Source organism: Sphingomonas oligophenolica, assembly GCF_039522915.1.
Lineage (GTDB): Bacteria > Pseudomonadota > Alphaproteobacteria > Sphingomonadales > Sphingomonadaceae > Sphingomonas > Sphingomonas oligophenolica.
The window spans coordinates 83,198-109,421 of sequence record NZ_BAAAEH010000035.1 but is presented as its reverse complement, the minus strand read 5'-3'; the positions used below and the strand labels follow the sequence as shown (position 1 = coordinate 109,421).

General features: G+C 65.8%; 24 protein-coding genes. 9 read left to right on the top strand and 15 right to left on the bottom strand.

What is annotated here, in order from left to right; all coding sequences use genetic code 11:
- Positions 1–4: 4 nt before the first annotated feature.
- The 6 genes from mdlC to ABD050_RS16365 form a co-directional block, all read right to left on the bottom strand.
- Positions 5–1,561 (bottom strand): benzoylformate decarboxylase, encoded by a 1,557-nt coding sequence (mdlC, locus tag ABD050_RS16390; protein ID WP_343890560.1) that lies wholly within the window; start codon positions 1,559–1,561, stop codon positions 5–7.
- 568 nt (positions 1,562–2,129) lie between these two features.
- Complete coding sequence (locus tag ABD050_RS16385; RefSeq protein ID WP_343890558.1) at positions 2,130–3,209, bottom strand: CaiB/BaiF CoA transferase family protein; 1,080 nt, start codon at positions 3,207–3,209, stop codon at positions 2,130–2,132.
- Entirely contained in the window at positions 3,206–4,201 is a 996-nt protein-coding gene (locus ABD050_RS16380; RefSeq protein WP_343890556.1) for an NAD(P)H-dependent flavin oxidoreductase, read from the bottom strand. Before ABD050_RS16380 ends, ABD050_RS16385 begins: the two co-directional genes overlap by 4 nt.
- A gap of 39 nt (positions 4,202–4,240) precedes the next feature.
- Positions 4,241–5,401 carry an acetyl-CoA C-acetyltransferase gene (locus tag ABD050_RS16375; RefSeq protein WP_343890554.1) on the bottom strand — a complete coding sequence of 387 codons (1,161 nt, stop codon included), beginning with the start codon at positions 5,399–5,401 and terminating at the stop codon, positions 4,241–4,243.
- A gap of 21 nt (positions 5,402–5,422) precedes the next feature.
- Positions 5,423–6,184 carry an SDR family NAD(P)-dependent oxidoreductase gene (locus ABD050_RS16370; protein WP_343890552.1) on the bottom strand — a complete coding sequence of 254 codons (762 nt, stop codon included), beginning with the start codon at positions 6,182–6,184 and terminating at the stop codon, positions 5,423–5,425.
- Positions 6,185–6,196: 12 nt separating this feature from the next.
- Positions 6,197–7,381 (bottom strand): acetyl-CoA C-acyltransferase, encoded by a 1,185-nt coding sequence (locus ABD050_RS16365; RefSeq protein WP_343890550.1) that lies wholly within the window; start codon positions 7,379–7,381, stop codon positions 6,197–6,199.
- 118 nt (positions 7,382–7,499) lie between these two features.
- Here ABD050_RS16365 and ABD050_RS16360 point away from each other — a divergent pair, with 118 nt between their 5' ends.
- Both ABD050_RS16360 and ABD050_RS16355 read left to right on the top strand, forming a co-directional pair.
- Complete coding sequence (locus tag ABD050_RS16360) at positions 7,500–8,147, top strand: TetR/AcrR family transcriptional regulator (protein WP_343890548.1); 648 nt, start codon at positions 7,500–7,502, stop codon at positions 8,145–8,147.
- Positions 8,148–8,253: 106 nt separating this feature from the next.
- Complete coding sequence (locus ABD050_RS16355) at positions 8,254–9,858, top strand: AMP-binding protein (RefSeq protein WP_343890546.1); 1,605 nt, start codon at positions 8,254–8,256, stop codon at positions 9,856–9,858.
- Between the two features lie 12 nt (positions 9,859–9,870).
- On the opposite strand, the gene ABD050_RS16350 is transcribed toward ABD050_RS16355, so the two are convergent.
- Positions 9,871–10,785, bottom strand: coding sequence for an SDR family NAD(P)-dependent oxidoreductase (locus tag ABD050_RS16350; RefSeq protein ID WP_343890544.1), 915 nt, complete (start codon positions 10,783–10,785; stop codon positions 9,871–9,873).
- Positions 10,786–10,955: 170 nt separating this feature from the next.
- Between ABD050_RS16350 and ABD050_RS16345 the strand changes: the two genes are divergently transcribed.
- A complete protein-coding gene (locus ABD050_RS16345; RefSeq protein ID WP_343890543.1) occupies positions 10,956–11,738 on the top strand; it encodes an SDR family NAD(P)-dependent oxidoreductase in 783 nt (260 codons plus the stop codon).
- A gap of 7 nt (positions 11,739–11,745) precedes the next feature.
- Here ABD050_RS16345 and ABD050_RS16340 read toward each other — a convergent pair whose 3' ends face one another.
- Positions 11,746–12,219, bottom strand: coding sequence for a MarR family winged helix-turn-helix transcriptional regulator (locus ABD050_RS16340; RefSeq protein WP_343890541.1), 474 nt, complete (start codon positions 12,217–12,219; stop codon positions 11,746–11,748).
- 80 nt (positions 12,220–12,299) lie between these two features.
- Between ABD050_RS16340 and ABD050_RS16335 the strand changes: the two genes are divergently transcribed.
- Positions 12,300–13,376, top strand: coding sequence for an alpha/beta hydrolase fold domain-containing protein (locus ABD050_RS16335; RefSeq protein ID WP_343890540.1), 1,077 nt, complete (start codon positions 12,300–12,302; stop codon positions 13,374–13,376).
- Positions 13,377–13,771: 395 nt separating this feature from the next.
- Here the strand turns inward: ABD050_RS16335 and ABD050_RS16330 are convergent, their stop codons facing one another.
- Together ABD050_RS16330 and ABD050_RS16325 are read right to left on the bottom strand one after the other, a co-directional pair.
- Entirely contained in the window at positions 13,772–15,232 is a 1,461-nt protein-coding gene (locus ABD050_RS16330; protein ID WP_343890539.1) for a carboxylesterase/lipase family protein, read from the bottom strand.
- Positions 15,233–15,293: 61 nt separating this feature from the next.
- The gene (locus ABD050_RS16325; RefSeq protein WP_343890537.1) at positions 15,294–15,818 is read right to left on the bottom strand and encodes a TetR/AcrR family transcriptional regulator; all 525 of its coding nucleotides are present in this window, start codon (positions 15,816–15,818) and stop codon (positions 15,294–15,296) included.
- 82 nt (positions 15,819–15,900) lie between these two features.
- On the opposite strand from ABD050_RS16325, the gene ABD050_RS16320 reads away from it, so the two are divergent.
- The 5 genes from ABD050_RS16320 (at position 15,901) to ABD050_RS16300 (ending at position 20,657) form a co-directional block, all read left to right on the top strand.
- A complete protein-coding gene (locus tag ABD050_RS16320) occupies positions 15,901–17,100 on the top strand; it encodes a cytochrome P450 (RefSeq protein WP_343890536.1) in 1,200 nt (399 codons plus the stop codon).
- Positions 17,101–17,402: 302 nt separating this feature from the next.
- Positions 17,403–18,149: an SDR family NAD(P)-dependent oxidoreductase gene (locus ABD050_RS16315; RefSeq protein ID WP_425542469.1), complete on the top strand. Its 747-nt coding sequence runs from the start codon at positions 17,403–17,405 to the stop codon at positions 18,147–18,149.
- A 52-nt stretch (positions 18,150–18,201) separates the two neighbouring features.
- Positions 18,202–18,798 carry a TetR/AcrR family transcriptional regulator gene (locus tag ABD050_RS16310; protein WP_343890534.1) on the top strand — a complete coding sequence of 199 codons (597 nt, stop codon included), beginning with the start codon at positions 18,202–18,204 and terminating at the stop codon, positions 18,796–18,798.
- Between the two features lie 63 nt (positions 18,799–18,861).
- On the top strand, positions 18,862–19,719 hold the full coding sequence (locus ABD050_RS16305) for a TauD/TfdA dioxygenase family protein (protein ID WP_343890533.1): 858 nt from the start codon (positions 18,862–18,864) through the stop codon (positions 19,717–19,719).
- 134 nt (positions 19,720–19,853) lie between these two features.
- Positions 19,854–20,657: an IclR family transcriptional regulator gene (locus ABD050_RS16300; RefSeq protein WP_343890532.1), complete on the top strand. Its 804-nt coding sequence runs from the start codon at positions 19,854–19,856 to the stop codon at positions 20,655–20,657.
- A 3-nt stretch (positions 20,658–20,660) separates the two neighbouring features.
- Here the strand turns inward: ABD050_RS16300 and ABD050_RS16295 are convergent, their stop codons facing one another.
- From ABD050_RS16295 to ABD050_RS16275, 5 genes are read right to left on the bottom strand one after another with little or no spacing between them, the layout of a single operon-like run.
- Positions 20,661–22,028 carry an aromatic ring-hydroxylating oxygenase subunit alpha gene (locus tag ABD050_RS16295; protein WP_343890531.1) on the bottom strand — a complete coding sequence of 456 codons (1,368 nt, stop codon included), beginning with the start codon at positions 22,026–22,028 and terminating at the stop codon, positions 20,661–20,663.
- Positions 22,029–22,053: 25 nt separating this feature from the next.
- On the bottom strand, positions 22,054–22,821 hold the full coding sequence (locus tag ABD050_RS16290) for an enoyl-CoA hydratase/isomerase family protein (RefSeq protein ID WP_343890529.1): 768 nt from the start codon (positions 22,819–22,821) through the stop codon (positions 22,054–22,056).
- Positions 22,822–24,096: an acetyl-CoA hydrolase/transferase family protein gene (locus ABD050_RS16285; RefSeq protein ID WP_343890527.1), complete on the bottom strand. Its 1,275-nt coding sequence runs from the start codon at positions 24,094–24,096 to the stop codon at positions 22,822–22,824.
- Entirely contained in the window at positions 24,096–24,977 is an 882-nt protein-coding gene (locus ABD050_RS16280) for an HpcH/HpaI aldolase/citrate lyase family protein (protein WP_343890526.1), read from the bottom strand. Before ABD050_RS16280 ends, ABD050_RS16285 begins: the two co-directional genes overlap by 1 nt.
- A 39-nt stretch (positions 24,978–25,016) precedes the next feature.
- Positions 25,017–26,183 carry an acyl-CoA dehydrogenase family protein gene (locus ABD050_RS16275; RefSeq protein ID WP_343890525.1) on the bottom strand — a complete coding sequence of 389 codons (1,167 nt, stop codon included), beginning with the start codon at positions 26,181–26,183 and terminating at the stop codon, positions 25,017–25,019.
- Positions 26,184–26,224 lie beyond the last annotated feature (41 nt).

Below are 26,224 nucleotides of genomic sequence, written 5' to 3'. Positions count from 1 at the left end.
TCGCTCAGGCGACGACGATTTCCACCAGCGTGGGCTTTTCGGCCGCAAAGGACCAGGTCAGCGCTGCGTCCAGTTCCTCCGGCGTTTCCGCGCGGCGCGCCGCCATCCCGTGCCCTGCGGCGAGCGCACAGAAATCGAGCCCGCCGAGATCGGTGCCCTCGACCTTGCCGAGCCCGAAATGGCGCCCGAACGATTCAAGGGCTTCATAGCGGCGATTGTTGATCACCAGCACGCTGAGCGGCAAGCTGAGCCGGCTGGCGGTAAACAGCGCCTGGATCGAGTACATCGCCGAGCCGTCGCCGATCAGGGCGATCACCCGTTCGTCCGGCCGGGCCATCGCGATCCCCACCGCCGCGGGCAGCGCATAGCCAAGCCCACCGCTCGCCGTGGTGTAGAAGCCGTCGGCGCGCACGATCGGCAGGAAATCATGCATCGCGTCGCGGCTCGACGGGGCCTCCTCGACGATGACCGATTCCGTCGGCCGAAGCGCCGCCACGCGATGCATCGCCAGGCGATCGGTGATCGCGTCCCCTTCCGGCCGCGCGAAAAGCGCTCGCGCCGGCGGTGCGGCGCGCGACGATGCGTGTACCCGTTCAGCGAGATAGTCGAGCGCGATCCGGCTGTTGGCCAGAATCGCGCTGCCCGAGGGCGCCCAGGACAGCACGGTAGGATTGTCGTCGACCAGCCACAGGTCCAGCGCGTCGGGGATGTGCGGCCCGGACGCTTCGGTGTGGTAGAGGTTGAGCGGGCCGCCGACGACCAGTGCCACATCATGCCCGGCCAGCGTTTCGACAATGTCCTTCCGGCTCGCACGCAGGAACCCGGCGAACAGCGGGTGGTCCTCGGGAAATGCGTTGCGGCAGGCAAAGGGCGCGACATGGACCGGCGCGCGAAGCGCCTCCGCGAGCCGTATCGCTGCGTCCCATGCGCCGTCGCGACCGACGCCCGCGCCCAGGATGATCACGGGCCGTTCGGCGCGGCCGAGCGCCTCGACGAGCTGTGCCAGGGCCCTCGGATCGCCGGGATTGGCCGTCGCGATCTGGCGCGGTTCAACCGCCTCGCCTTCACGGTCCCAATCGTCGACCGGCACGGAGACGAAGGTCGGCCCGAAAGGCGGAGTCATGGCGACATGATAGGCGCGCGCGATCGCCCTCGGCACATCGGCGGCACGCGCCGGCTCGCACGCCCATTTGACGAACGGGCGCGGAAATTCGGTAGGCCGATCGGCATGGAGAAAGGGCTCGAACGGCAGGATCGATCGCGCTTGCTGCCCGGCCGTCACCACCAGCGGCGTCTGGTTCTTGAAGGCAGTGAACAGATTGCCCATCGCGTGCCCGACCCCGGCCGAGCTGTGGAGGTTGACCAACGCCGCGTTGCGGCTGGCCTGGGCAAAGCCATCCGCCATGCCGACCACGGTCGCTTCCTGAAGGCCGAGTATATAGCTGAAATCCTCAGGAAAATCCCGGAACATCGGCAGCTCGGTCGATCCGGGATTGCCAAAGATATGCGTCATGCCCAGCCGGCGCAGCAAATCCAGTGTTACATCCCTGACTGTCGGCATCGAATTGCGTTCCTCTCCGGAAGAATCGCGCTTGGACCCGAGAGGCCTATGCAGTCTATTGCAAAATTCTGGTGAAGTCATTCGTATTAGCTATGACATCGCGTGGATAAGCCCTCGCGGAGCCCGCTGCCAAGCAGATCACGCTCCGTTCTCCCTTCGCCAGGGAAGCGAGAAAAGGAATAGCGGCGAGCGTCTCCACAGGGCTCCACGTCCCTCGATTCAATCGTTGCGACAATCATGGAAAGGTGCGGGTGGAAGAGCGCTGCATAGGCTCTCGCCTGCTCTTTGACATGACCGAAATCTGCCAATGACCGCTGTTATGGCGGCCCCTCCCGCTGTTCCCCGCTGTTCCGCCGCTGTTACCCGCGCCGCGCCGCTGTTCCTTCCCGTTGTTCCGTCGCTGTTTTCCCGCTGTTATTCGATAACAGCGGGATCACCGACAAAACATTGATAAAAAACGAGAAATTTGTCCGGAAAATCCAACATAACAGCGGCGAAAAAAGGTTTACCGGATATCAGCGGATAACAGCGGGAATTCTCAGCCGCTCCTGGACCCGGCGACCATCCGTCAGTCCCGATCGGACCGCCACCGCGCAAGCAGCGCGGCCGGTTCTTCGGTCGCCCGGATCCCGCCCGGAGTCCTCGAGAAGCGCGGCACCGGCGCGACCTGTTCCAGGCCCTCATGCTCGACATAGACGCCGCGCGCGCGCAGATGCGGATGCGCCGCCGCCTCGGTCAGCGGCACCACAGCCGCGACACAGCAATCAGTGCCCTCCAGCAGCGCCGTCCATTCGAGCGACGTGCGGCCTGCGAACACTTGTTCGAGGAGCCGGCAATCCTCCGGCCAGCTGGCCCGATGATGCTGGCGGGCGAGCAGGTCGCGCGGCGCACCGATCCGTTCGACGAGCTGCGCGTAGAAATGCGGCTCGATCGCGCCGACCGAAATTTCGAGGCCGTCGGCACAGATGTAGCAGCGATAAAAGGGCGCCGCGCCGCCCAGCATATTGGCGTCGCGCTCCATCGAGATGTGCCCGGCGGGCAGCAGGCCGGCGAACATGGTCATCAGCGATGATGTCCCGTCGACGATCGCGGCATCGATCACCTGGCCGCGGCCCGAGCTTGCCCGTTCGACCAGGGCAGCGGCGATGCCGAAGGCGAGCAACATCGATCCGCCGCCGAAATCCCCAACCAGGTTGAGCGGCGGCGTGGCCGGTTCGCCGGGCCGTCCGATCGCCGCCAGCGCGCCGGTCAGCGCGATATAGTTGATGTCGTGCCCCGCGGCCTTGGCGAGCGGTCCGGTCTGGCCCCAGCCAGTCATCCGGCCGTAGACAAGCCTGGGATTACGCTCAAGTGTGACCTCCGGGCCGAGGCCGAGCCGTTCCATGACGCCGGGGCGGTTCCCCTCGATCAGCACATCGGCCATGTCGATCGCTTCGAGCGCCTGCTCCCGCCCCTCGGGCGTGCGAATATCGAGGATCAGCGTCGCTCGGCCGCGGTCGACGATCGGGTTGGGCCAGCCATTGCCGCCAGGCCGATCGATGCGGAGCACCTCGGCGCCCAGATCGGCGAGCAGCATTGCGCAGTGCGGGCCGGGGCCGATGCCCGCGAACTCGACGACTCGGATGCCCGAGAGCGGCCCGCCGCTCATGCCGGCTGCAGGTCGCGCGCGACCATCCCCGCGAGCCGATCGCTGATCAGGCTTTCAGCCTCGGTCATGATCCGGTCGATCAGGTCGGCGCAGGTCGGCACGTCGTGGATCAGCCCCTGCACCTGCCCTGCCCAGATCAGCCCGGCATCGAGATCGCCGGTTTCGAGCGCAGTCCGGCCCAGCGCCCCGCCGACGAACGGGCGGACATCCTCGAAGGTCGCGCCGGGCTGCAGCGCGATCTCGACCACCTTGTCGGACACGCCGTTCCGCGCGACGCGCCCGGTGTTGCGGAACTGGCGGAAGATCAGGTTGGTGGCACGCTCGTCATTGTCGACCAGGAACTGCTTGATGCGGTCATGGATCGGCGCCTCGACAGTGGCGCAGAAGCGCGTGCCCATGTTGATCCCCTCGGCGCCGAGCGCCAGCGCGGCGACCAGGCCGCGGGCATCACCGATGCCGCCCGAGGCAAGCATCGGGATCTTCACCTTGTCGGCCGCCGCCGGGATGAGCACCAGACCCGGGATGTCGTCCTCGCCGGGATGGCCGGCGCATTCGAAGCCGTCGATCGAGATGACGTCGACCCCCATCCGCTCGGCCGACAGCGCGTGGCGAACCGCCGTGCATTTGTGGATGACGATGATGCCATGCGCCTTGAAATCCTCGACATGCTCGCCGGGATTATAACCCGCCGTCTCGACGATGCGGATGCCCGAATCGATGATCGCACGGCGATACTCGGCATAAGGCGGCGGCGACACCGAAGGCAGGATGGTGAGGTTCACCCCGAACGGCTTGTCGGTCATCGCTCGGCAGCGGTCGATCTCGCGGCGCAGGTCATCGGGGCTCGGCTGGGTCAGCGCGGTCAGAATGCCGAGCCCGCCGGCATTGGAGACAGCCGCCGCCAGCTCGGCGCGCCCGACCCACATCATCCCGCCCTGGACGATGGGGTGCTCGACCCCGGTCAATTCAGTGAATCGCGTGCGGATCGCCATATTCCCTCTCCCCTATGTATCCTGTCGCGATTGGGCCGGTCAGAGCCGTTCGACGATCGTCACATTGGCGATGCCGCCGCCTTCGCACATGGTCTGCAATCCGTAGCGCCCGCCCCGCGCCTTCAGCGCATGAAGCAGGGTCGACATCAGCTTGGTCCCCGAAGCGCCGAGCGGATGGCCGAGCGCGATCGCGCCGCCATTGACGTTGAGCTTCGCCGGATCCGCGCCCAGCGTCTTCAGCCACGCCATCGGCACCGAGGCGAACGCTTCGTTCACCTCGAACAGGTCGATATCCTCGAGCTTGATCCCCGCCCGCGCCAGCGCCTTGCGCGTCGCCGGGATCGGCTCCTCGAGCATGATGACGGGGTCGCCCGCCGTCACCGTCAGGCCCACGATCCGCGCGATCGGCGTGAGGTTGAACCGCTTCAGCGCAGCCTCGCTCACCACCATCGCACCCGAAGCACCGTCGCTGATCTGGCTGGCATTGGCGGCGGTGATCGTGCCGCCCTCGGCGATCGTCTTCACCTGGGCCATCGCCTCGAGGCTGCTGTCGGGGCGCACGCCCTCGTCCTGGGCGAAGACGCCCTCGAGCGTCTCGATCGGCACGATCTCCTCGGTGAAAGCACCGGCCTTGATCGCAGCCGCCGCCTTGCGATGGCTGCCGAGCGCATATTCGTCCATCATCTCGCGCGTGAAGCCATATTTGTCGGCGATCGCCTGCGCGCCGTAGAACTGGCTGAACTCAGCCACGCCATAACGGTTCTTGATCGAGCGTGGCCAAGGCCCCTCACCGATCCCGGCCTGGGCGTGAAGCGCGATGTTCGACCCCATCGGCACGCGCGTCATGCTCTCGGCGCCTGCCGCGATGACGATATCCTGAGTCCCCGACATCACTGCCTGCGCCGCGAAGTGAAGCGCCTGTTGCGACGATCCGCACTGGCGATCGATCGTCACCGCCGGCACGCTGTCCGGCAGCCGCGAGGCGAGGACGATGTTGCGGCCAAAGGCAAAGGCCTGCTCGCCCACCTGGCTGACACAACCGACGATCACATCCTCGATCGCGGCCGGGTCGACCCCGGTCCGGTCGACCAGCGCATTGAGCACTGCAGCCCCCAGATCGGCGGGATGGACCCCGGCCAGCGCGCCTTTGCGACGGCCACCGGCGGTGCGCAGCGATTCAACGATATAGGCTTCTGCCATAATGGAGCTCTTCCTTGAGGTTCAGCGCGGCGCCATGCGGATAGCACCATCAATGCGGATTACGTCGCCGTTGAGCATCGGATTGGCGATGATCGAGTCGACCAGTTGCGCATATTCCTCGGGCTTTCCGAGTCGGCTGGGATGCGGCACCTGATGGCCGAGCGACTCCTGCGCCGCCTCGGGCAGGCCCTTGAGCATCGGCGTCAGGAAGATGCCCGGCGCGATCGCCATCACCCGGATACGGTGCTGGGCAAGGTCGCGCGCGGCCGGCAAGGTCAGCCCGACGACACCGCCCTTGGACGAGGCATAAGCCGCCTGGCCGACCTGCCCGTCATAGGCGGCAACCGAGGCGGTGTTGACGATCACGCCGGCTTCCTCGCCCTCGATCTTGGCGGCGATCAGGCGCGCGGCGAACTTCGAGATCATGTTGAAGGTGCCGATCAGGTTCACCTCGACTGCCTTGCGGAACAGGCCGAGCGGATGCGGATCGCCATTCTTGTCGACGATGCGCATTGCCGTCGCGATACCCGCGCAATTGACGAGAATGCGCGCCACGCCATGCGCCGCCTCGGCCTTGGCGATCGCATCGGTCACGCTTGCATCGTCGGAGACATCGACCGGCAGAAACAGGCCCCCGATCTCCCGCGCGGTAGCCTCGCCGACTTCCGCATTGAGATCGAAGATCGCGACCTTCGCGCCCTTGCTCGCGAGCAAGCGTGCGGTCGCGCCGCCCAGCCCCGATGCGCCGCCGGTGACGATGGCGGCAACCCCGTTCATGTCCATTTATCCTGCCCCTTAAACCAGTTCGACCGCGATCGCAGTCGCTTCACCACCACCAATGCACAGGGCAGCCACGCCCCGCTTGCCGCCGCGCGCCTTCAGCGCGGCGATCAGGGTCGCAATGATCCGCGCGCCCGAAGCGCCGATCGGATGGCCGAGCGCGGTCGCGCCGCCATTCACATTGAGCTTGTCGCGCGGAATGCCGATCTCGCGCTGCGCGATCATCGCGACCGCGGCGAACGCCTCGTTCACCTCGAACAGGTCGACATCGTCAGCACTCCAGCCGGCCTTCTCGAGCACCTTGCGGATCGCCGGCACCGGCGCGGTCGTGAACTCGGCCGGCGCGTGCGCATGGGCGGCAGTCGCGACGATCACCGCAACCTGAGCCAGGCCCTGCGCCTCGGCGACCGAGCGGCGCGTGATCACCAGCGCGGCGGCGCCATCGGAGATCGAGGCGGACGTCGCGGCGGTGATGGTGCCGTCCTTGGCAAAGGCCGGCTTCAGCGTCGGGATCTTCTCCGGCTTCGCCTTGCCCGGCTGCTCGTCCTCCACGACGGTCACCTCGCCGCCGCGCGTCGCCATCGTCACCGGCACCACTTCCTCGAGAAACGCGCCGCCGCTGATCGCCGCATTGGCGCGCGACAGGCTCTCGATCGCGAAACTCTCCTGGTCGGCCCGGGTGAACTGGTAGACCCGGGCGCTGTCCTCGGCAAAGGCGCCCATCGGCTTGCCCTGGTCATAGGCATCCTCGAGTCCGTCGCGCATCATCGAATCGATCACGACGTCATGGCCGATCCGCGCGCCCGAGCGATGCTTGGGCAGCAGATAGGGCGCGTTGGTCATGCTCTCCATGCCGCCGGCGATCACGACATCGACCGTCCCGGCGGCAAGCGCCTCGGCGGCCATGATCGTCGCCTGCATGCCGGAGCCGCACATCTTGTTGACCGTGGTCGCCTCGACCGACATCGGCAGCCCCGCCTTCAGCGCCGCCTGGCGCGCCGGCGCCTGGCCGAGCCCGGCCGGCAGCACGCAGCCCATATAGATGCGGTCGATCGCCTCAGGCGAGACCTTCGCGCGTTCGACCGCGGCCTTCACCGCCACGGCGCCGAGATCGGTCGCGCTCGCGGCGCTGAGCGCGCCCTGGAAGCCGCCCATCGGGGTGCGGGCAAAGCTGGCGATGATGATCGGGTCGTCGGTCATGTCTAATCTCCTCGGCGTTCAGCGCCGTCGCGCGAGTCGCTCGACACCCATTTACCTACTGTCGGGAATAATGCTACTCACGAGTAGCTATAAATTATTCACTCGTGCCAAGGACAGCATGTCCGTCAATCCCGCCCCCCTCGAACCGGCCGCCTCGCCGTTCAGATCGACCCGCACGACGATCGCGGAGCGCGGGCAGAAGCGTGCCGCCCTGCTGCTCGCTGCGGTCCGCATGTTCAACGAGCGCGGCTTCCATGCGACCTCGCTCGAAGACGTGGCGACGAGCCTCGGCGTCACCAAACCGGTCATCTACCACCATCTCGGCAACAAGGATCAGGTGCTGCTCGAGTGCGTGACGATGGGCCTCGGCGAGCTCCAGGCGGCGGTCGAGGAAGCCCGCGCGGGGCCCGGCAACGGCCTCGACCGGCTGCGGGCCTTTCTGTGCCGCTACGCGGAAGTCATCATGGGCGAATTCGGCCGCTGCGTGATCCGCACCGGCGACGAGGTACTGTCGCCCGCGGCGCGCACCCGGTTCCGGGCATTGAAGCGCGAGATCGACGACGCCTTGCGCGGCATGATCGAGGAGGCGGTCAAGGATGGATCGGCGCGCGCCATCGATGTGCGGGTGACGGCCAATGCCTTTGCCGGCGCCCTCAACTGGCCGGCACGCTGGTACCGCCCCGACGGCGTTCTGGCGCCGGCCGACATGGCCGCCGCGCTGGTCGATATCCTCATCGCAGGCGTTGAGAACAGGGCCGGCCAGTGACGGCGCCTTCGCCCCGGCGATGCTTCGGTCGGAGCGGTGCCAATGGCAGCATGATCGGATAGCTGCTCAAGACTGCCAGAATACAGAACAGGAGGGCCGGGGGAGGATGACTGAAGACCAGGCGACCCGGGTCACCACCGCCGGATGGCGTATCCGCTGGGACGCCGACCGTGCGCGCGTTGCCTATGACTCGGGCTGGTGGCGACGGGAAACCTGCGCCGACGCGCTTCACCGCGCCGCCAAGCAAGACCCTGCGCGCATCCTCCTCATCGATGGTGCCGTGCGCCTTTCGGCAGGCGCGCTCAACGCCCGCGCCGAGCGGCTGGCAAGCGCGCTGCTGCGCCGCTTCGCGCCGGGCAGCGTCGTCTCCTTCATGCTGCCCAACTGGCACGAGGCAGCCGAGATCTATCTCGCGACGATGCTTGCCGGGATGGTCGCGCATCCCGTGCTGCCCTCGCTCCGGGAGCATGACCTGCGCTTCATGCTGGCCGATATCGGCAGCAGGATCATCTTCGTCCCCGCTGAGTTTCGAGGATACGACTATGGGGCGATGATGTCCCGCGTCGCGGCCGAGCTCGAGCGCTGCCCGGACATCGTCGTGGTCCGCGGCGATGCCGGCCCGCACATCGCTTATGCGACGCTGGCGGCCGAAGGCGGCACGACGCCCCTGCCCGCGCTCGACCCCGACGACGTCCGCATGGTGATGTACACCAGCGGCACGACCGGCCGGCCCAAGGGCGTGCTCCACACCCACAATTCCCTCAACGCCCTGATCCGCCAGATCGGCTGCCACTGGCTGGTCGAACCCGGCGACCGCTTCCTGGTGCCCTCACCGATCAGCCATATCGGTGGCTCGATCTACGCGTTCGAGATGCCGCTGCTGCTCGGCTCGACCGCCGTGCTGATGGAGAAATGGGATCCCGACGCCGCGATCGGTATCATGCTCGCCGAGCGCTGCACGCATATGGCCGGCGCGACCCCTTTCCTTCAGCATCTGCTCGCGGCCGCGCGCGCGGCGGACACGCGCCTGCCCGATCTCAAGCTGTTCATCTGCGGCGGCGCGTCGGTGCCGCCCACGCTCGTCCGCGAGGCATCGGCCTATCTCGACAAGGCGGTCGTCTCCCGCGTCTATGGCTCGACCGAGGTGCCGGTGACCACGATCGGGGTAATCGACCGCGACGATATCGACCATGCGGCCGAGACCGACGGCCGGCCCGGCATCGCGACCGTGAAGATCGCCGCCGACGGCGAAATCCGCGCGCGGGGGCCGCAGATGCTGGTCGGCTATGTCCACCCCGAAGACGAAGCCAGCGCGTTCGACGAGGAGGGTTTCTACCGCACCGGCGACCAGGGGAAATGGGTCGATGACGGCTATCTCGTCGTCACCGGGCGCATCAAGGACCTCATCATCCGCAACGGCGAGAACATCTCGCCCAAGGAGATCGAGGATCTGCTCGTCGCGCATCCCGGCATCGCCGAGATCGCGATCGTCGGCATCCCCGACGCCCGGACCGGCGAGCGCGCGGTCGCCGTGGTGGTGCCGCGCGGCGATGCCGCGCCCGACGTCGCGGGCCTGGGTGCCTTTCTCGCAACGCACGGCGTGGCGCGCTTCAAATATCCGGAACAGGTCGCGCTTTGGGAAAAGCTGCCGAAGAACGATGCCGGCAAGGTGCTGAAACAGGCGATCCGCGCGTCCCTGACCGCCGTGTAGCGCGTGGCCTGTTCAGCCGCCCCGCCGCGCCATCTCAAAGCTCTTGATGAGATGCTCGCGGTGACCCGCAGGCACCGGCGCGAAGGTCCATTGCTTCGAGGTATCGCGGATCGCGTCCATCTCCGCACCGACTGACTCGATCGTCCAGGAGGGGTGGTAGACCCCTTCAGTCTCAGTGACGAACGCCTTCGCCACGCGCCCGGCGACGGAGATGAGCATCTCGCCACTGATCGAGCACTCTTCATGCGCCAGCCAGCCCACCACGGGCGAGACGAGCCCAGGATCCATCGGCGGATATTGCGAAGTATCGAGCCCCTCAGCCATGCGCGTGACAGCGGCAGGGATGATGATGTTGGACTTGATACCCTTTTCCGCCCCTTCGATCGCCGCGACGTTGGAAAGGCCGATCATCCCGGCCTTCGACACGCCATAGTTCACGCAGCGCGCATTCCCATAGATGCCGCCGATCGACGAGGTCAGCACGATCCGTCCATAGCCGCCCGCGATCATCGCCGGGAAGGCGGCGCGAACGACATGGAAGGCGCCCATCAGATGGACGTCGAGCACTGCCTCGAAATCCTCCTGCGGTATTTCGTCGAGCGCGCCGTAGCGGACATTGCCGGCATTATGGATCAGGATGTCGATCCGGCCGTAACGATCGAGCGCGGTCCGGATGATCGCCTGGCCGCCCTCGGGCGTCGCGACTGAATCCGTGCAGGCAACTGCCTCGCCGCCCGCAGCCTCGATTTCGCGTACCACGTCATGGGCAGGCCCCGCATCGCTGGCGTCGCCGACGATGCTGCTGCCATTGTCGTTGACGACGACCTTCGCGCCCCGCGATGCGAGGAGCAGCGCATATTCCCGCCCAAGCCCCCGGCCGGCGCCGGTAATGACGGCAACGCGTCCGTCGAAATTCAAATCAGTCATGGATCATCCTCAGCCTATGCCGGCGACCCTATACGCGGCGGGATGGCACCAGAAGCGCGATCCGCCCGGCGAGGCCAGACATCGCCAGGGCGACATTGACCCGCGCGGGTTAGCCGCCCGCCGGGATCGGAGATATGAGCGGCACCGAGCAGAAGTGAAGGAAAGAGCCGATGCAGGTTGCGATCATCACCGGAGCGGGAAGCGGCATCGGCCTGGCCACCGCGAAGATGCTGCATGGTGCGGGCATGGCGATCGTCGGGGTCGGCCGCGACCAGGCGAAGCTCGACACGCTGGCAGCGGCGCTAGACGATCCCGAACGGTTCGCCGCCCTGTCAGTCGACGTGACCGAAGACGACGCGCCGCGGCGAATCGTCGCGCTCGCCCTGGAGCGGTTCGGGCGGATCGATTTCCTGATCAACAATGCCGGCGCCGGCAGCCCCAGGCCACTTCACGAAACCGACGATGCGACGCTCGACGGCTTTCTCGACCTGATGCTGCGCGCGCCTTTCCGCCTCTGCCGGGAAGCGATCGTCCATATGGGTGACGGGTGCGGCATCGTGAACGTCACCTCCACCTACGCGATGATCGGCGGTCGCCGCGGCGGCGCCTATTCGGCCGCGAAAGGCGGCCTCACTGCGCTGACCCAGCACATCGCCTGCGACTATGGACCCCAGGGAATTCGCGCCAATTGCGTGGCGCCCGGCGTGACCATGACCGACATGGTCCGCCACCGCTTCGAGGACGAGACCTTCAAGCGAGTCAATGTCGAGACGACCCCATTCCCGCGTCTCGGCGAGGTCGAGGACATCGCCAGCACCATCGCCTTCCTGTGCTCGCCCGGGGCGGGATTCATCAACGGCCAGACGATCGTCGTCGATGGCGGCTGGACGACGACCAAATATATGTCTCCGCGGGCGCTGACCTCGAAATGGATTGATCCCGATCCGGCGTGAGGCGGACCTACTCGGTCTCGCGCCCGCCGGGACGGCACGCGTCCATGCAGATCAGGCGAAGCAACTCGATCATCTCAGCCCTTCTCTCCGCCGGCACGCGGCGGGTGATGCGAGCTTCATTCCGCGCAAACGCCCGCGACACTTTCTCGCACAGCACACGGCCCTCATCGGACAGCGAAAGCGCAATCGCACGCCCCTTGCCGGCCACCCGATCGAGCGCCCCCGCCTGCCACAATTTATGAACCAGCGGCTGGAGATTGGCCGGCTGAGCCCGCATCGCCCGCCCGATATCGCTTTGCGTCACGCCCTCATTCGCGCCGATGAACAGCAGCAACGACGCCTCGCCCGGATTGAGCCCCAGCGTGGCAAGTTCCTCGGCCAGCGCCATCATCACCGCGACCGAAGCGCGGCGGAGCTGGAAGCCAAGCATCGCCCCAAGCGGATCCGATATCGAAAGGTCAGGCGGCTCGGGCGGGGTCATCATCGCGGCCTAGTCCCCTTGCGCCAGGTCCTCAAGTCGGTATGTTATGGTTCATAATATACGGATCCAGGAGAGAGCAGATGCGCAACCAGATCATGCGGTTCCTATGCCTCGCCGCGGCAGCGTCGGCGGCCCCGGCCCTTGCCCAGCAGGTGCCGGCCGCCGATGGTTCGATCGAAGCCGATGGCACTGTCGTCGTTCCCTCCTTCCGCCTGCCCCCCTCGATCTATCTCAGCGACGAAGCCCGAAAGGCGCTGCCCCGGACCCCAACCGATCAGGAGGCACCCATGCGGGCCCTGAAGCCGGAACAGATCGGTCCGATCCGCACCCAGATGGGCAAGATCCTGGCGTCGCGGCTCAACCCGCTGAAGGAGAAATTCGGGGTCACCACGCGCGAAGCCGAAATCGCCGGCGTGCCCGCGGTCTATGCCACACCGGCCGGCGGCGTGCCCAAGGCCAATAGCGGCAAGATCCTGCTCAACCTGCCGGGCGGCGGCTTCGTGATGGGTGTCGCCAGCGGCACTGGCATGCTCGAATCGATCCCGCTGGCGGGTCTCGCCAAGGTGGAGATCGTCAGCATCACCTATCGGCAGGGCCCGGAAACCATCTATCCGGCCGCGACAGAGGATGTCGTCAAGGTTTACCGTGAGCTCCTCAAGACCCACAAGCCGGCCGATATCGGCATCTTCGGATGTTCGGCCGGCGGCCTGCTGACTGCAGAAGCAATGGCTGCATTCGTCAAGGAAAAGCTCCCGCTTCCCGCCGCGATCGGCATCTTCTGTGCGTCGGCTGACGGCCGCTGGGGAGGCGACAGCCGTTCCTTCTCCAGGCCCTTCCAGGCCTTGCCGGCGCGCGAAGGCGGCCCGGCCTATTTCAAGGGCATCGACCTGTCCGACCCGATGGTCTCGCCGATCCTTTCGCCGCAGACACTCAGGCGCTTCCCACCGACGCTGATCATCACGGCGACCCGGGCCATGGAAATGAGCGCGGCGGTCAGCACGCATGCCGCGCTCGTCAAGGCTGGGGTGACGGCTGACCTGCACGTCTGGGACGGCCTCGGCCACGCTTTCTTCTACGATACCTCGCTCCCTGAATCGCGCGAGGCGTTCGACGTGATGACGAATTTCTTCGGCAAATATCTGAAACTCGGGAAATAGGAGGTCAGCCCGTCTTGTGCGGCGCGCCGTCCCGCGTTTGATCGGAACCCTGATTCAACAGCATCATGTCCCGGGATATCAGGACCGCAGACGGGATATGTGTAGAAGCCCGACGCCGCTTTTTCTCATCGTCGGACCGTCGAAGGATTTCGGTTCACTGCCGATGGCGTCACGCGCCCGCCATTCCCTGTTATTTCCCTGTTATTTCCCTGTTCGGTGCCGATCCGGGTGACCAAGCCTCAGTCAAGCTATTGCTATTGCGTCATAATGTTCATGACAGCCCGAACCGAAAAAATTCAGTTCCCTGTTATTCACCGCATAACAGGGAAGCCATCCGGGGCTCCAGTCGGCGATATCAGCGTCGCCTTGAAAGCCTTTGCGCCGCGACTCGCCCGTCAGCCCGATGCCGGCGTAACGTCCCGCCCGTCCCAGGCGGCGAAGCGATCGGCATCGGGATCGGCCTCGACCCGGTCGTCGAGCCCGAAGATCATCACCTGCCGTTCCTCCGGCAGGTACGCGGGCCAGCCTGCCCCCACTCTCCCGTGCCGCACGAAATGCGCATAATGTTTGACCATACGCCCGCCGAGCGCGGCGCGCTTGCCGCGCATCGCGCCGCCCCGCGCCAGCGCAGCGCGGAAGCTCGGCATCGGCCAGGTCACCGTCAGGTCGAGGCCGTGGGTGGCGCCGGCAATCGGGTGGCCATAGTCGAACCGGTAAAACCAGGTCGGGCTGTGCCGCGCGTGCCGCTCGGCGAAGTTGCGGGTCGGCATGGCGAAGGCAAGGTCGCTCGCCAGCGCACGGCGACCCAGCTTGGTTCGGGGATAGGCGGCGAGGACGCGCGCGGCATGTTCAGCGCCGAGCTGGTCGTTCAACAAGCGCTCGAGGTCGGGCCATTTCGTCGGCAGAATGTCGCCCGGCATAAGCTCGAACAGCCTGATCTCCTCCCGCGTCGATCCGGCGAGCAGCGGCACCGGTGGCGTCTGCTGCGCTCCCGCCCCGGCCATCGAGTCCGGCAGCAGATCATCATCGAACCAGGGCGCAGCGGCGATGCCATTGGGGTTCTCGGCGTCGACCTTGCCTTGCGCGGTGAACAGCGCGATCAAGTCCATCGTCCGCAGCGTCTCGAGATCGCCCTGATTGATCCCAAGCAACTCGGCATAGCGCCGCCCGATCGCCCTGCTCTTTTCGCGGCTATGGATGAGGCTGACCGCACCGCTCTGCATGATCGCGCCGTGGAAGAGCGGCCAGGCGCGTTTGCACAGCATCAGCAGCGAGACCGACATCGATCCCGCGGATTGACCGCCGACCGTCACCCGCGCCGGATCGCCACCGAACGAAGCGATATTGTCGCGCACCCATTCGAGCGCAGCGATCTGATCGCGCAGCCCGAGGTTCGACGGGATGTCGGGAAGCCCAAGCGCTTCGCCGAAATTCACGAAGCCGAGCACGCCGACCCGGTAATTGATCGTGACGACGATCACATCGCCGGCGCGCGCCATCCAGGAGCCGTCATAGGGATTGCCGCTGCCCGCGACGAAGGCGCCGCCATGGATCCAGACATAGACCGGCTTGCGCCCGACATCCGCGCCACCTTCGGGCACGTAGATATTGAGGGACAGACAATCCTCGCCGAAATCGGGCGCCGCGACCCGCGCCCGTTTCGGGTTGCTGCCGTACATTTGCGGGCATTGCGGGCCATGCACCGTCGCATCGCGCACGCCAGGCCACGGCGCGGCCGCGACGGGGGCTGAGAAGCGCCCGGCCTGAGCATAGGGAATACCGAGCCAGCGCGACACGCCTTCCCGGTTGGCACCACTGACCGTGCCCGCCGCGATGCTGATTGTCAGGCTGTCCATCGGCTTCTCCCCCGGCCCTGTTACAGCCCTCGGTCCAGCCCGTTGCAAGCAGCAAGCATTTTCACTCCACAGCCATCGCCGGGGCGACGACGAGCCGATCGAGAATCCCCGCCATTCGCTCGATACTGATCTCGGTGCCGCGTTGCAGCCACCAGGCCAGGATGTCCACGGTCGCGTTGACCGCGAAGAAGACGCGCAGTTCATCGGGGAGCCAGCCGCCGACTCCGCCTTCGCGCTCTGCGATTACCTTCACCTGCCGGATGAACTCCTGCCTGAACATGGCGGCCGCCCCACCGGTCAGCAGCGCCGACCATAAGGCGCGCCGTTCGGCGACATAGTCGAACAGGGCGACACAGGATTGACCGCTGTCGGCCGAGAGCAGCACCGACCAGGCGCGATCGACCAGTTCGGCAACCTCACCGGCCATGAGATCATCGAGCAAGGCCTCTTTCGACGCATAATGCCGGAAAAAGGTTGCGTAGCCGATCTCGGCCTCCTGAGCGATTTCCCGGATCGTCACCTGATCGAACGGGCGAGTCTCGATCAGCCGCAACAAGGTGGCCAGAAGGGTGGCACGGGTACGCACTTGTCGCGCATCATTCGGTGTTGACTGAGCCGCCATCATCGAATTATGATACACTGTAGATCATAAATAGGAAACATAAGTCATGGCCTCCGGTCCGGGACAATATGGCTCTGCCGACTTCCTCCAGGATCGCGACGACCGCAAGACCGCGGCGATCGCGGCGGCGCGTGCCAAGCCCGAAAAGGGCAGCACCCCGGTTACCGATTTCAAGGGCGCCCGCGAGATTCTGCGCAGCCCGACCATGACCCAGGCGGGCGGCGGCGCTGAATATTTCGATGTCAGCGATCTGGAGCGCACGCCGGTCTTCTTCCTCGACGGGCCCGTCCATCGCAAGAAGCGCGCCGCGATTGCGCGCTACTTCACGCCCAAGGCGATCACCACCCGCTACGCCACGATCATGGAGCAGGTGATCGGCGACCAGATGGCGGCGTTGCGGAAGACCGGTAGCGGACGGCTCGATCTGATGAGCTTCGATCTGGCGGTGGCAGTCGCCGCCGATATCGTCGGGCTCACCGTCACTGATCGCAAGCGTATGGCGAAGCGTCTAGCCGCCTCGCTTTCGGCGGCTTTCTATCAGGAGAATTTCTTCGGCAGATTGCTGACGTCGGCCAGAAAGATACTCTATTCGCTGGATTTCTTCTACAATGATGTGAAGCCGGCGATCCGCGACCGCACTGCCAATCCCCAGGACGACGTCCTGTCGCACCTCATCAAGGGCGGCTATTCCCCCAAGGCGATCCTGATGGAGTGCATGACCTACGCCGCTGCCGGCATGGTCACGACGCGCGAGTTCATCGTCATGGCTGCCTGGCACCTGTTCGACAATGCGGCGTTGCGCGAGCGCTTCGTGAGCGGCAGCGACGACGACCAGGTCGCGATCCTGCAGGAGATTCTGAGGCTCGAGCCGATCGCCGCCTTTCTGTATCGTCGCGCCGGGGCCGAGGACCGACCGGGTACTGGAGAGGCAGCACCGGGTGGCGGCGTGTTCGCACTGTGCCTGCGTGAGGCGAATGTCGACGAAGAAGTGGTCGGCGCCTGCCCCCACGCCCTCGATCCCGATCGCGCGGCCCGGATGAAGGCGAACGGTTCCTTTCTGAGCTTCGGCGACGGGGCGCATCATTGCCCCGGCTGGCAGGTTGCGCTCCACGAGTCGCGGATGTTCCTCGATGCCTTGTTGCGTGTGCCGGGCATAAGGCTGCAGCGTGTGCCCGATGTGGGATGGTCGAGCATGTTGCAGAGCTATGAACTGCGCAACGCCGTCGTGGCCTGCGACACGGCCTGAAACCTTCCGAGGCCCGAAAGCTTCGCCGCGGCGATGTCGCGAGCGGCTCGCTTGACCGGCCAAATCAACGATGCTGTTGATATCCGCGGACCGGCAAGCGCGCCGGCCGCCGAGAGGATGTGGCAGTGCCCCCCGACATCATCGACCCGACGCCGCGTATCGGTACCGAGATGAAGGCCGACGCAGCGACTCTCGCAATCCGCTCAGGCAATGCCGGGTGACGCATCCCATGACGATCGAGGCGCCTGTTCATGGAACGCGCGGCACCGCATCCCCATATTGTTCACGAAAAGGTCGACCCTATGTCTCTGCAAGGTAAAACAGCCGTCGTGACCGGCGCCGGATCCGGCATCGGCCGGGCGATCGCCGTGCGGCTTGCGCGCGACAATGCCGCCATCGCCGTCTGGGACCTGAATGGCGACGGCGCCGCGGAGACAGCGAGACAGATCACCGATGCCGGCGGCAAGGCGATCGGCATGGTCGTCGATTGCGCCGACGAAACGGCAATCAAGGCCGCGGCTGCAAAGGTCCGCGCCGAGTTCGGCCCAATCACGATCCTCGTCAACAATGCCGGCATGGCCCCATTCACGCCCTATATGGAGATTTCAAACGAGCTCTGGGACAAGACGATCGCGGTCAACCTCAAGGGGCCGCATCTGTGCACCCGCGAAATGATCCCGGACATGCTCGCGGCCGGCTGGGGGCGGATCATCAACATCACCTCCTCGTCGACTCAGTCGGGCTCGTTCGGCCAGGCGCACTATGTCGCCTCGAAGGGTGGGCTGCTCGGCCTCACCAAGGCGCTGGCCCTCGAATATGCGCCGACCGGGATTACCGTGAACATGGTCCCGCCGGGCTTCATCGACACTCCCATGCTGCGCGCCGCACCGATCGATGCCGAGGCCTTCGCCAAGACGTTGCCGATGAAGCGGATCGGCCAGCCCGAGGACATCGCCGCCGCCTGCGCCTTCCTGGCCTCGGAAGAAGCCGGCTATATGACCGGCCAGACGATCAGCATGAATGGCGGCCGCTATATGGGTTCGGCCTGACCTCAGCATTTCCGGCTTGGCGAGCGGGCGTTGCCGAGGGCATAGCGCGTTCATGGTCGAGAAACGCCGCATTGGCGCGGAAAGCTCTGAGACACGCGCGCGGATCGTCGAGGCCACCGAGCAGGTAATCCGCGACGAGGGCTATGCCGCGGCAAGTTCGAGGCGGGTGGCGCAGCGCGCCGGGCTCAAGCCTTCGCTGGTCCATTATTACTTCCCGACCACCGACGACATGCTGCTTGCCGTGTTCAAGCGCGGAGCGGCGCAGAGCGACGCGATGATCGACGAGGCGCTGGCAAGCGACGACCCGGTCCGCGCCCTTTGGCGTTTCTTCGCCGATACCAGCCGCACCGCGCTGGCAATGGAGTTCATGGCGCTGGCGATCCATCGCGACGGCATCCGCGCCGAAATCGCGAAGCATAGCGAAGCCATGCGTGCGCGGCAGACCCAGCTGTTCGAACAGCTCCTCGGCGAGCGCCTCGCCGATATCGGTGCGCCGGCCGGACTGAGCGTCGTGCTCGCCGGGATCGGCCGCGCGCTGGTGATGGAGAACAGCCTCGGCATCAGCGCAGGCCATGCGGAGACCCGTGCGCTGGTCGAAACCTGGCTCGATCGCTTGCTCCCGCCAAAGGCCGCCGACAGCAAATCTTGACGTCGACACACATCTGTGCTGAACACCTGTTCAACACACGCTTTGAGTCGATGGAGAGTTGTCATGGCCACCGCATTGTCGCCAGCCAGAACCCGCCTGGTCCAGGAAGAGATCAAGCCGGTGATCGGCACCCGGATCCTCAACACCAAGGAGGAGCTGCTGGCGGGCGACCTCGGGCCCGAGATTCGCGAGTTGCTCGAGCAGCGCGGCGTGCTCGTGTTCCCGAGGATCAACTTCAACGACGAAGAGCAGATCGCCTTCACCAAGACGCTCGGCACCTTCGCGCCGGAGCTGCAGGACGGCACTGACCACAAGATCCACAAGATCACGCTCGACGTGAAGGAGAACCCGCAAAGCGCCGAATATCTCAAGGGCTCGCTCTACTGGCACATCGACGGCACGATGAACGACACGCCGATCCTCGCGTCGTTGCTGTCGTGCAAGGTCCCCGCGACCTGGGGCGGCAACACCGGCTTCTGCAATACCTATGCCGCCTATGAAGCGCTGACCGACGAGCAGAAGGCCGAATATGAAACCATGCGCGTCGTCCATTCGGTCTGGGCCACGGTTTTTTACTATGAACCCGAGCCAAGCCTCGCCAAGCTCAAGGGCATGCAACGGATCGGCGAGAATGAATTGCCGCTCGTCTGGAATCACCGATCGGGGCGCAAATCCCTCGTGCTCGGCTGCACCGCGCACCGCGTCGTCGGCGTTGAGCCGATGAAGAGCGCCGAGGTGCTCGTTGGCCTGCGCGAATGGGCGACGGGAGAGCAGTTCAGCTACAGCCACGAATGGAGCGTCGGCGACCTGGTCATCTGGGACAATACAGGCACGATGCACCGCGCCGAAAAATATGATCCGGCCTGCAACCGCATGATGCACCGCACCAAGCTGCAGGGCGAAGAGCCTTTCGAGGAATAGGCGACCCGCGATCGAACCTGACAGGCCCGGTGCCGCGACGTCGGGGCCGGGCCTTTGCTTGTCCGGCGCCGACTTGTTGACTAAGGCCTTTGCATCGCGACCAAGGCCATCCAGGCCGCGCACCGGGCGAGGCCATGCCAGACGTTTCGACTGACGACCGCCGTTCCCAGTCTCCGCAATCAGTCACGCGGGTGATCCGCATCCTCGAAGCTTTGTGCGACAGCCCCGATGCGATCAGCCTCGCCGATCTGAGCCGGTTGCTCGGCTCCCCCAAGAGCAGCGTCGCCTCGCTGCTGCGCGGGCTGGCCGAAGCGGGCTTCGTCACGCCGAATGAAGGAACATGGCGGCTCGGCCCCGGCGCCTTCGGGCTCGGCAGTGCGCTCACCGCCGCGCGGCGCCGGCTGCAATCCTCCGACCTGATCCGCGAGGGGATGCACCGGCTTGCCGAGCGCTCGGGCGAAACCGCCCTGTTCGCGGTCGCCGACAGCGACGGCGAGACGCTGACCTATGTGGACGTCGTCGAAAGCCGCAGTACCGTGCGCTTCGCGGTGGCGGCCGGCGACCGGCGCCCGCTCTACTGCACGGCCGGCGGCCGCGCGCTGCTGGCCGCGCTGCCGGAGGTTGAACTCGCCTCCTATCTCGCCCGCGTGAAGCTGACGAGGCTGACCGCCGGGACCGAGATCACCAAGCGCGGCCTTGTGGCGGCAATCGAGGCTGTACGGGCGACTGGGGTCGCGCAGACGATCGATCAGGCGGCGGACGGCGTGACGGGAACGGCGGCAGCGATCCGCGATGCCTCCGGCGCGGTCATCGGCGCACTCGTCGTCGCGGCGCCCAGCGCGCGTCTTCAGAACAGCCGCAAGGCGCTTGTCGATCTGGTCCGCGCCGAAGCCGAAGCGACGTCGCGCAGTCTCGGCTATCGCCCGCCCGCGCCTTGAACCTTACTCGACTGGCTTAGGCGCCCCGGTGTTCATATAAGCGGCCAGGTTGCGATGCAGATTGGCGATGCTGCGCTCCCGGTAAGGATTGGGCAGCGTGCCGCGGAAGCCGAGATTCTTCATCCCCTGCTGCACCGCCGCCATGTTCGAAAAATCCTGCGGCAGCACACTGCCCCAGCGCGGATCCTCGGCCGGGATATATTCCCACTCGGTCTCCGGCGCTTCGCCTTCGGGGTAGAGTTCGTAGACCGCTGCCTCGAAGATGCACTTGTCCGGATCGTCGCCATAAGGGCGCGCGCCGTAGCAGAGCGAGTTGTTGACTGCGTGGCCGATCTGGAAATTGGGGAAGATCTGCCAGGCAGTGCCGCTCTCGCCGACGTGCTTGGGATCGACCACCGGCCAGAATACGCCCCGCGCCTCGTCATCGCGCCGCGCTGACGTCAGCCAATGCTGCAGTACCTCGCCCGCCGGCGTTCCCGCCGGCAGCTCGTCGACCAGCCGCCGCGCTGCATTCACGAGCGTCAGCGTCGTGTTGGTATTGACCTGCTCCCAGGTATAGACCTGCATCTCGGCAGTCGAGACGCGCGGATCGTCGCCCGAGCCGAGCCGCAGCTTGGCCTTGTTCTCGTCCATCCCCTTGGGCGCGTCATAGCCGATATTGCTGTGCTTGCCCTGAGCCCGCGCCCAGCCATGGAATTCGCCGAAATCGTTGAACTCGGGGTGCGTGGTCTGGACGTGGTAGATTTCGGCAAATGCCTCCAGCGCGACCTTCCAGTTGCAGTCGAAAATGATCCATTTCCGCCACCGGCAACGCATATTCTGCAACTCGAACGGATCGAGCATCGTGGCCATCGGCTCGAGGTAATCGCGGAGCGGCTCGCACTCCGGATCGAGGTTGATCCACACCCAGCCGCCCCAGAGATCGACATTGACCTTGCCAAGCCGCGCCCGCTCCTCGGTTGCCGCGCCCTTCCAGTCCTCGGCGCCGGGAATATAGGTGCAGCGCCCGGCAGTATCATAGGTCCAGCCATGGAAGCCGCAGACGAAGTTGGTCGTCTTGCCGCGCGCGTTGTGCGCGCCCGGCGGGGTATCGACCAGCCGCCGCCCGCGATGGCTGCACACGTTGAAGAACGCGTTGACGCTGTCAGGCCCGGTGCGGACGATGATCACTGAATCGTCGAGGATCTCATAGGCCATGTAATTCCCGATCTCGGGAATATCCTCGAGCCGGCCGGCCTGCTGCCAGGTCTTGCGCCACAATCTGTCGCGCTCCGCCAGGGCATAGTCCTTCGAGACATAGGCCTCGACCGGGATCGTCACCGCCTCGGTCAGGTCGATCTCGACTGGGGTGACCTTGCTCATCTCGTTCATCACAGCCTCGCTTCTCAGTGACGGCTCAACGCCCTTTCCACTCCGGAAGACGCTTCTCCGCGAACGCCCTTGGCCCTTCCTGCGCATCCTCGCTCCGATACATATGGTCGGAAGCGTGTCGGGCAGCCTGCAGGGCAGCTGATCGCCCCATCTCCGTGGACAGCATCACCGTGTCGCGGCCAGCCTGCACCGATAACGGTGCACCGTCCAGAATTTCGGCCGCCAATTCCATCGCGCAGGCGATGAGATTCTCGGGCTCGGCCAGCCGGTTCACCAGGCCGATCTCATAAGCGCGTTGCGCGGTGATCGGCTTCCCCGTCAGGATGATCTCCATCATGATCCGCTGCGGGATCATGTGGATCAGCGGCGCAGCCCAGGGCGAGCCGCGCCCGACCTTGACCTCGGTGATCGCGAAGCGCGCGCTCGTGCTCGCGACGCACAGATCACAGGCCTGGGCAATCATCCAACCGCCGGCAAAGGCGACGCCATTGACCGCTGCGATGGTCGGCTTGGTCAGCTCGATACTGTCGCCCGGCACCGGGAACATATCGCGCGGCGGCACCTGGAGCCCGCGATCGACCATCTCCTTGAGATCGCCGCCGGCACAGAAGGCCTTGTCTCCGGATCCGGTCAGGATCGCGACGCGCAGCGCCGGATCGCGCTCGAACCGCTCCCAGGCAGCGAACAGGCCCTCGCGGATTTCGAGCGTCAACGCATTGCGCGTCTCGGGGCGGTTCAGCGTGATCAGCGCGATACCGTCGTCACGCACGTCGAACCGGACTGCATCGCTCATCTAGAAGCCTCTTTGCCGGATGATATGGGCGGCCCGATCAAGCTCCTCGCGGAAATCGGGATGCGCGATGGCGATCAGCCGGCGCGTGCGCTCGGCCAGCGCCTGCCCCTTCAGTTCAGCAGCGCCGAACTCGGTGACGATCACGTCGACCTCGGTACGCGCCGTCGTCACCGGGCCGGAAAGCCCGGCCACGATCCGGCTGAGCGCTCCCCCCTTCGCCGTGGCGGGGAGCGCGATGATCGAACGACCGCCGGGCGAACGGGCACCGGCACGGACAAAATCGACCTGACCGCCCGTGCCGCCAAGATAAGCCCCGCCGGTCTGCTCGGCGTTGACCTGTCCGGTCAGATCAACCTCGATCGCCGAGTTGATCGTAACCAGCTTGGTCAACTGAGCGAGAACGGCGGCGTTGTGCGTATAGTCCGAACTGCACAGGCGCATCGCGCGGTTGGCATGGGCGAAATCATAGAGACGCTGCGAGCCGATCAGCGCACCGGTGATCGAGACGCCGGCATCGATCGGCTTCAACGCATTGGTGATCACCCCGGCCTCGACCAGATCGACCAGCCCATCGCCGATCATCCCCGAATGCACGCCGAGGTCGCGGCGATCATGCAGCAGCCGAAGCACCGCGTCGGGAACCGCGCCGACCCCAACCTGAAGCACCGACCCGTCCCCGACATAGCCGGCGATGGCCAGCGCGATCGCCTCGTCGGTCGCGCCGATCCTGGCCGGCGCGACCGCGACGGGCGGGCGCGAGGCGTGGACGGCGCAATCGATGCGCGCGCCGGGCAGCGCCGCATCGCCGCAGGTGAATGGCACGCGGTCGTTGACCTCGGCGATCACCACCCGCGCCTTGGCGACCATCGCCTGCACAAAGTCGCCGATCAGGCCGAAGCTGTGATTGCCGTCAGCATCGGCCGGACTGACCTGAACAAAGGCGACATCACAGCCGATGATGCCCGCCTCGATCATCGATCCGATCTGGCTGACATGGCACGGGATGATGCCGAGCTTGTGCACCGCCGTCAGGCTGCGCAGTGCGCCGATCGCGCCCATGCTGGTAAGCGCGATCCTGTCGGCGGCGGTTTCGTCGAGAAGGCCTGAAAAGCTGGTCGCGGCGAAGGCAGACAGTCCGCCGATCGATTCGGCCTGAGCGATCAGTGCTTCGATGAGCGTGGTCGGTTCACCGCATGCCTGACCCCAGACGATATGGTCGCCCCGCCGCACGAACTCGGCGAGATCGAGCCTAGCCGGATCAGCGATGACCATCATTACCCGCCCGAAAGCCCGAGCAGCGCGCGGGCCCGCGCCAGATGCGGGCGATCGAGCATAGCGCCCTTGTAGCCGATCGTGCCCGCGCCCGGATTGGCGGCGAACAGGTCGACGATCTCCTGCGCCGCGGCGAGTTCGTCGACGCCCGGCGTGAAGGCTGCGTTGATGACCTCGACCTGCGCCGGATGGATCGCCAGCATGCCGCGATAGCCGTCGCGCCGCACCTGCTCGGCCCGCGCGCGCAGGCCTTCGAGGTCGCGAAAGTCTCCCTGGATTGTCTCGATTGCGGCAACGCCCGCTGTCGCCGCACCGATCAGGCAGAAGCTGCGCGCCATCTGATAGGTGAAGCCATAGCTCCCGTCAGCATCGCGGTTCTCGCTGGCGCCGAGCGAATCCGCCAGATCCTCGGCACCCCAGGTCATCGCGATCAACCGCGGCGCGCCGGCATAGTCGCCGGTGGTGTACATCGCTTCGGCGGTTTCGGTGACGAGCGCGATGACCTTTGTGGCCCCCTGCTCGATCCCGGCGACCGCCTCGAAAGCTGAAAGATAATGGTCGAGCAGCTCGACATCGCCGCGTCCTCGCGCCTTGGGCAACATGATTCCGCCGGGCTTCCCGGGCATCACCGCCGCGAGGTCGGTGAGCGCGTAAGGGCCGTCGAGCGGGTTGATCCGCACCCATAGCCGCTCATGCCCGCCGGACTGCGCCTCGAGAAACGCACGCACCATCGTACGCGCGAGCGGCTTCTCCCCGATCGCGACCGCGTCCTCGAGATCGAAGATGGCGATATCAGCCGGGCTCCCGGCCGCCTTTTCCATCTTCCGCTCGCTGTCGCCCGGCGCGAACAGCCATGACCGCATCTTCAAACCGCCCTCAGGCATCGATCTTCCTCTCCATTCAGCACCCCCGCCGCCACCCGGCTAATAGGATTTGGGCAGTTCAAGAACCTTCTCGGCGAGAAAGTTCAGGATCATGTGCGGGCTCACCGGTGCGATGCGCGGGATCAGGCTTTCGCGCAGATAGCGTTCGACATGATATTCCTGCGCATAGCCCATGCCGCCAAGCGTCAACATCGCCGTGTGGCAGGCTTCGAACGCGAATTCGCCGGCGAGATATTTGGCGGCATTGGCCTCGACGCCGCAATCCTCGCCGCGGTCGAACACGGTGGCCGCCTTCATCACCATCAGATTGGCTGCCTCCAGCTGCGCCCAGCATTTCGCGAGCGGATGCTGGATGCCCTGATTCTGGCCGATCGGTCGGTCGAACACGATCCGCTCGCGGGCATAGCGCGCCGCGACCCGGATCGCAGCGCGGCCGAGCCCGACCGCTTCTCCGGCGAGCAGCACGCGCTCCGGGTTCAGTCCGTGGAGGATGATCTTGAAGCCCTCGCCCTCGGCGCCGATCCGGTCTTCCTCCGGAATCCACAGATCCTCGATGAACAGCATGTTCGAATCGACTGCGTGGCGTCCCATCTTGTGGATCAGCCTCGTCTCGATCTTCGCTCGATCGAAATCAGTGTAGAACAGCGAAAGCCCGTCGGTCTTGCGCTTGATCTGGTCGAGCGGTGTGGTCCGCGCGAGGAGCAGCATCTTGTTCGCAACCTGCGCGGTCGAGATCCAGATCTTCTCGCCATTGACCAGATAGCCGCCCTCGCGACGCTCGGCGCGTGTCTTGAGCTGGGTCGTGTTGAGCCCGACATTCGGCTCGGTCACCGCGAAACAGGCCTTGTCGGTGCCCCTAACGATGCCGGGAATCGCGCGCTGGCGCTGTCCTTCAGTCCCGAACAGGATGATCGGCTGAAGCCCGAAGATGTTGATGTGAACGCTCGACGCGCCGCTCATGCCCGCGCCGGACTCGGCAATCGCCTGCATCATGATCGTGGCTTCCGTAATGCCGAGTCCTGACCCGCCATAGGCAGTCGGCATCGCAATCCCGAGCCAGCCCGCGTCAGCGAGCGAGCGGTAGAAATCCTCGGGGAAAACACCCTCCCGATCGCGTTCGAGCCAATAGTCGTCGGGATATTGGGTGCAATGTTTCAGGATCGCGTCGCGCACATCCTGCTGATCCTGGGTAAACGAGAAATCCACGGCTGTGCGCCTCGCCTGCGGTCGATCCAAGCCAGCGCGGT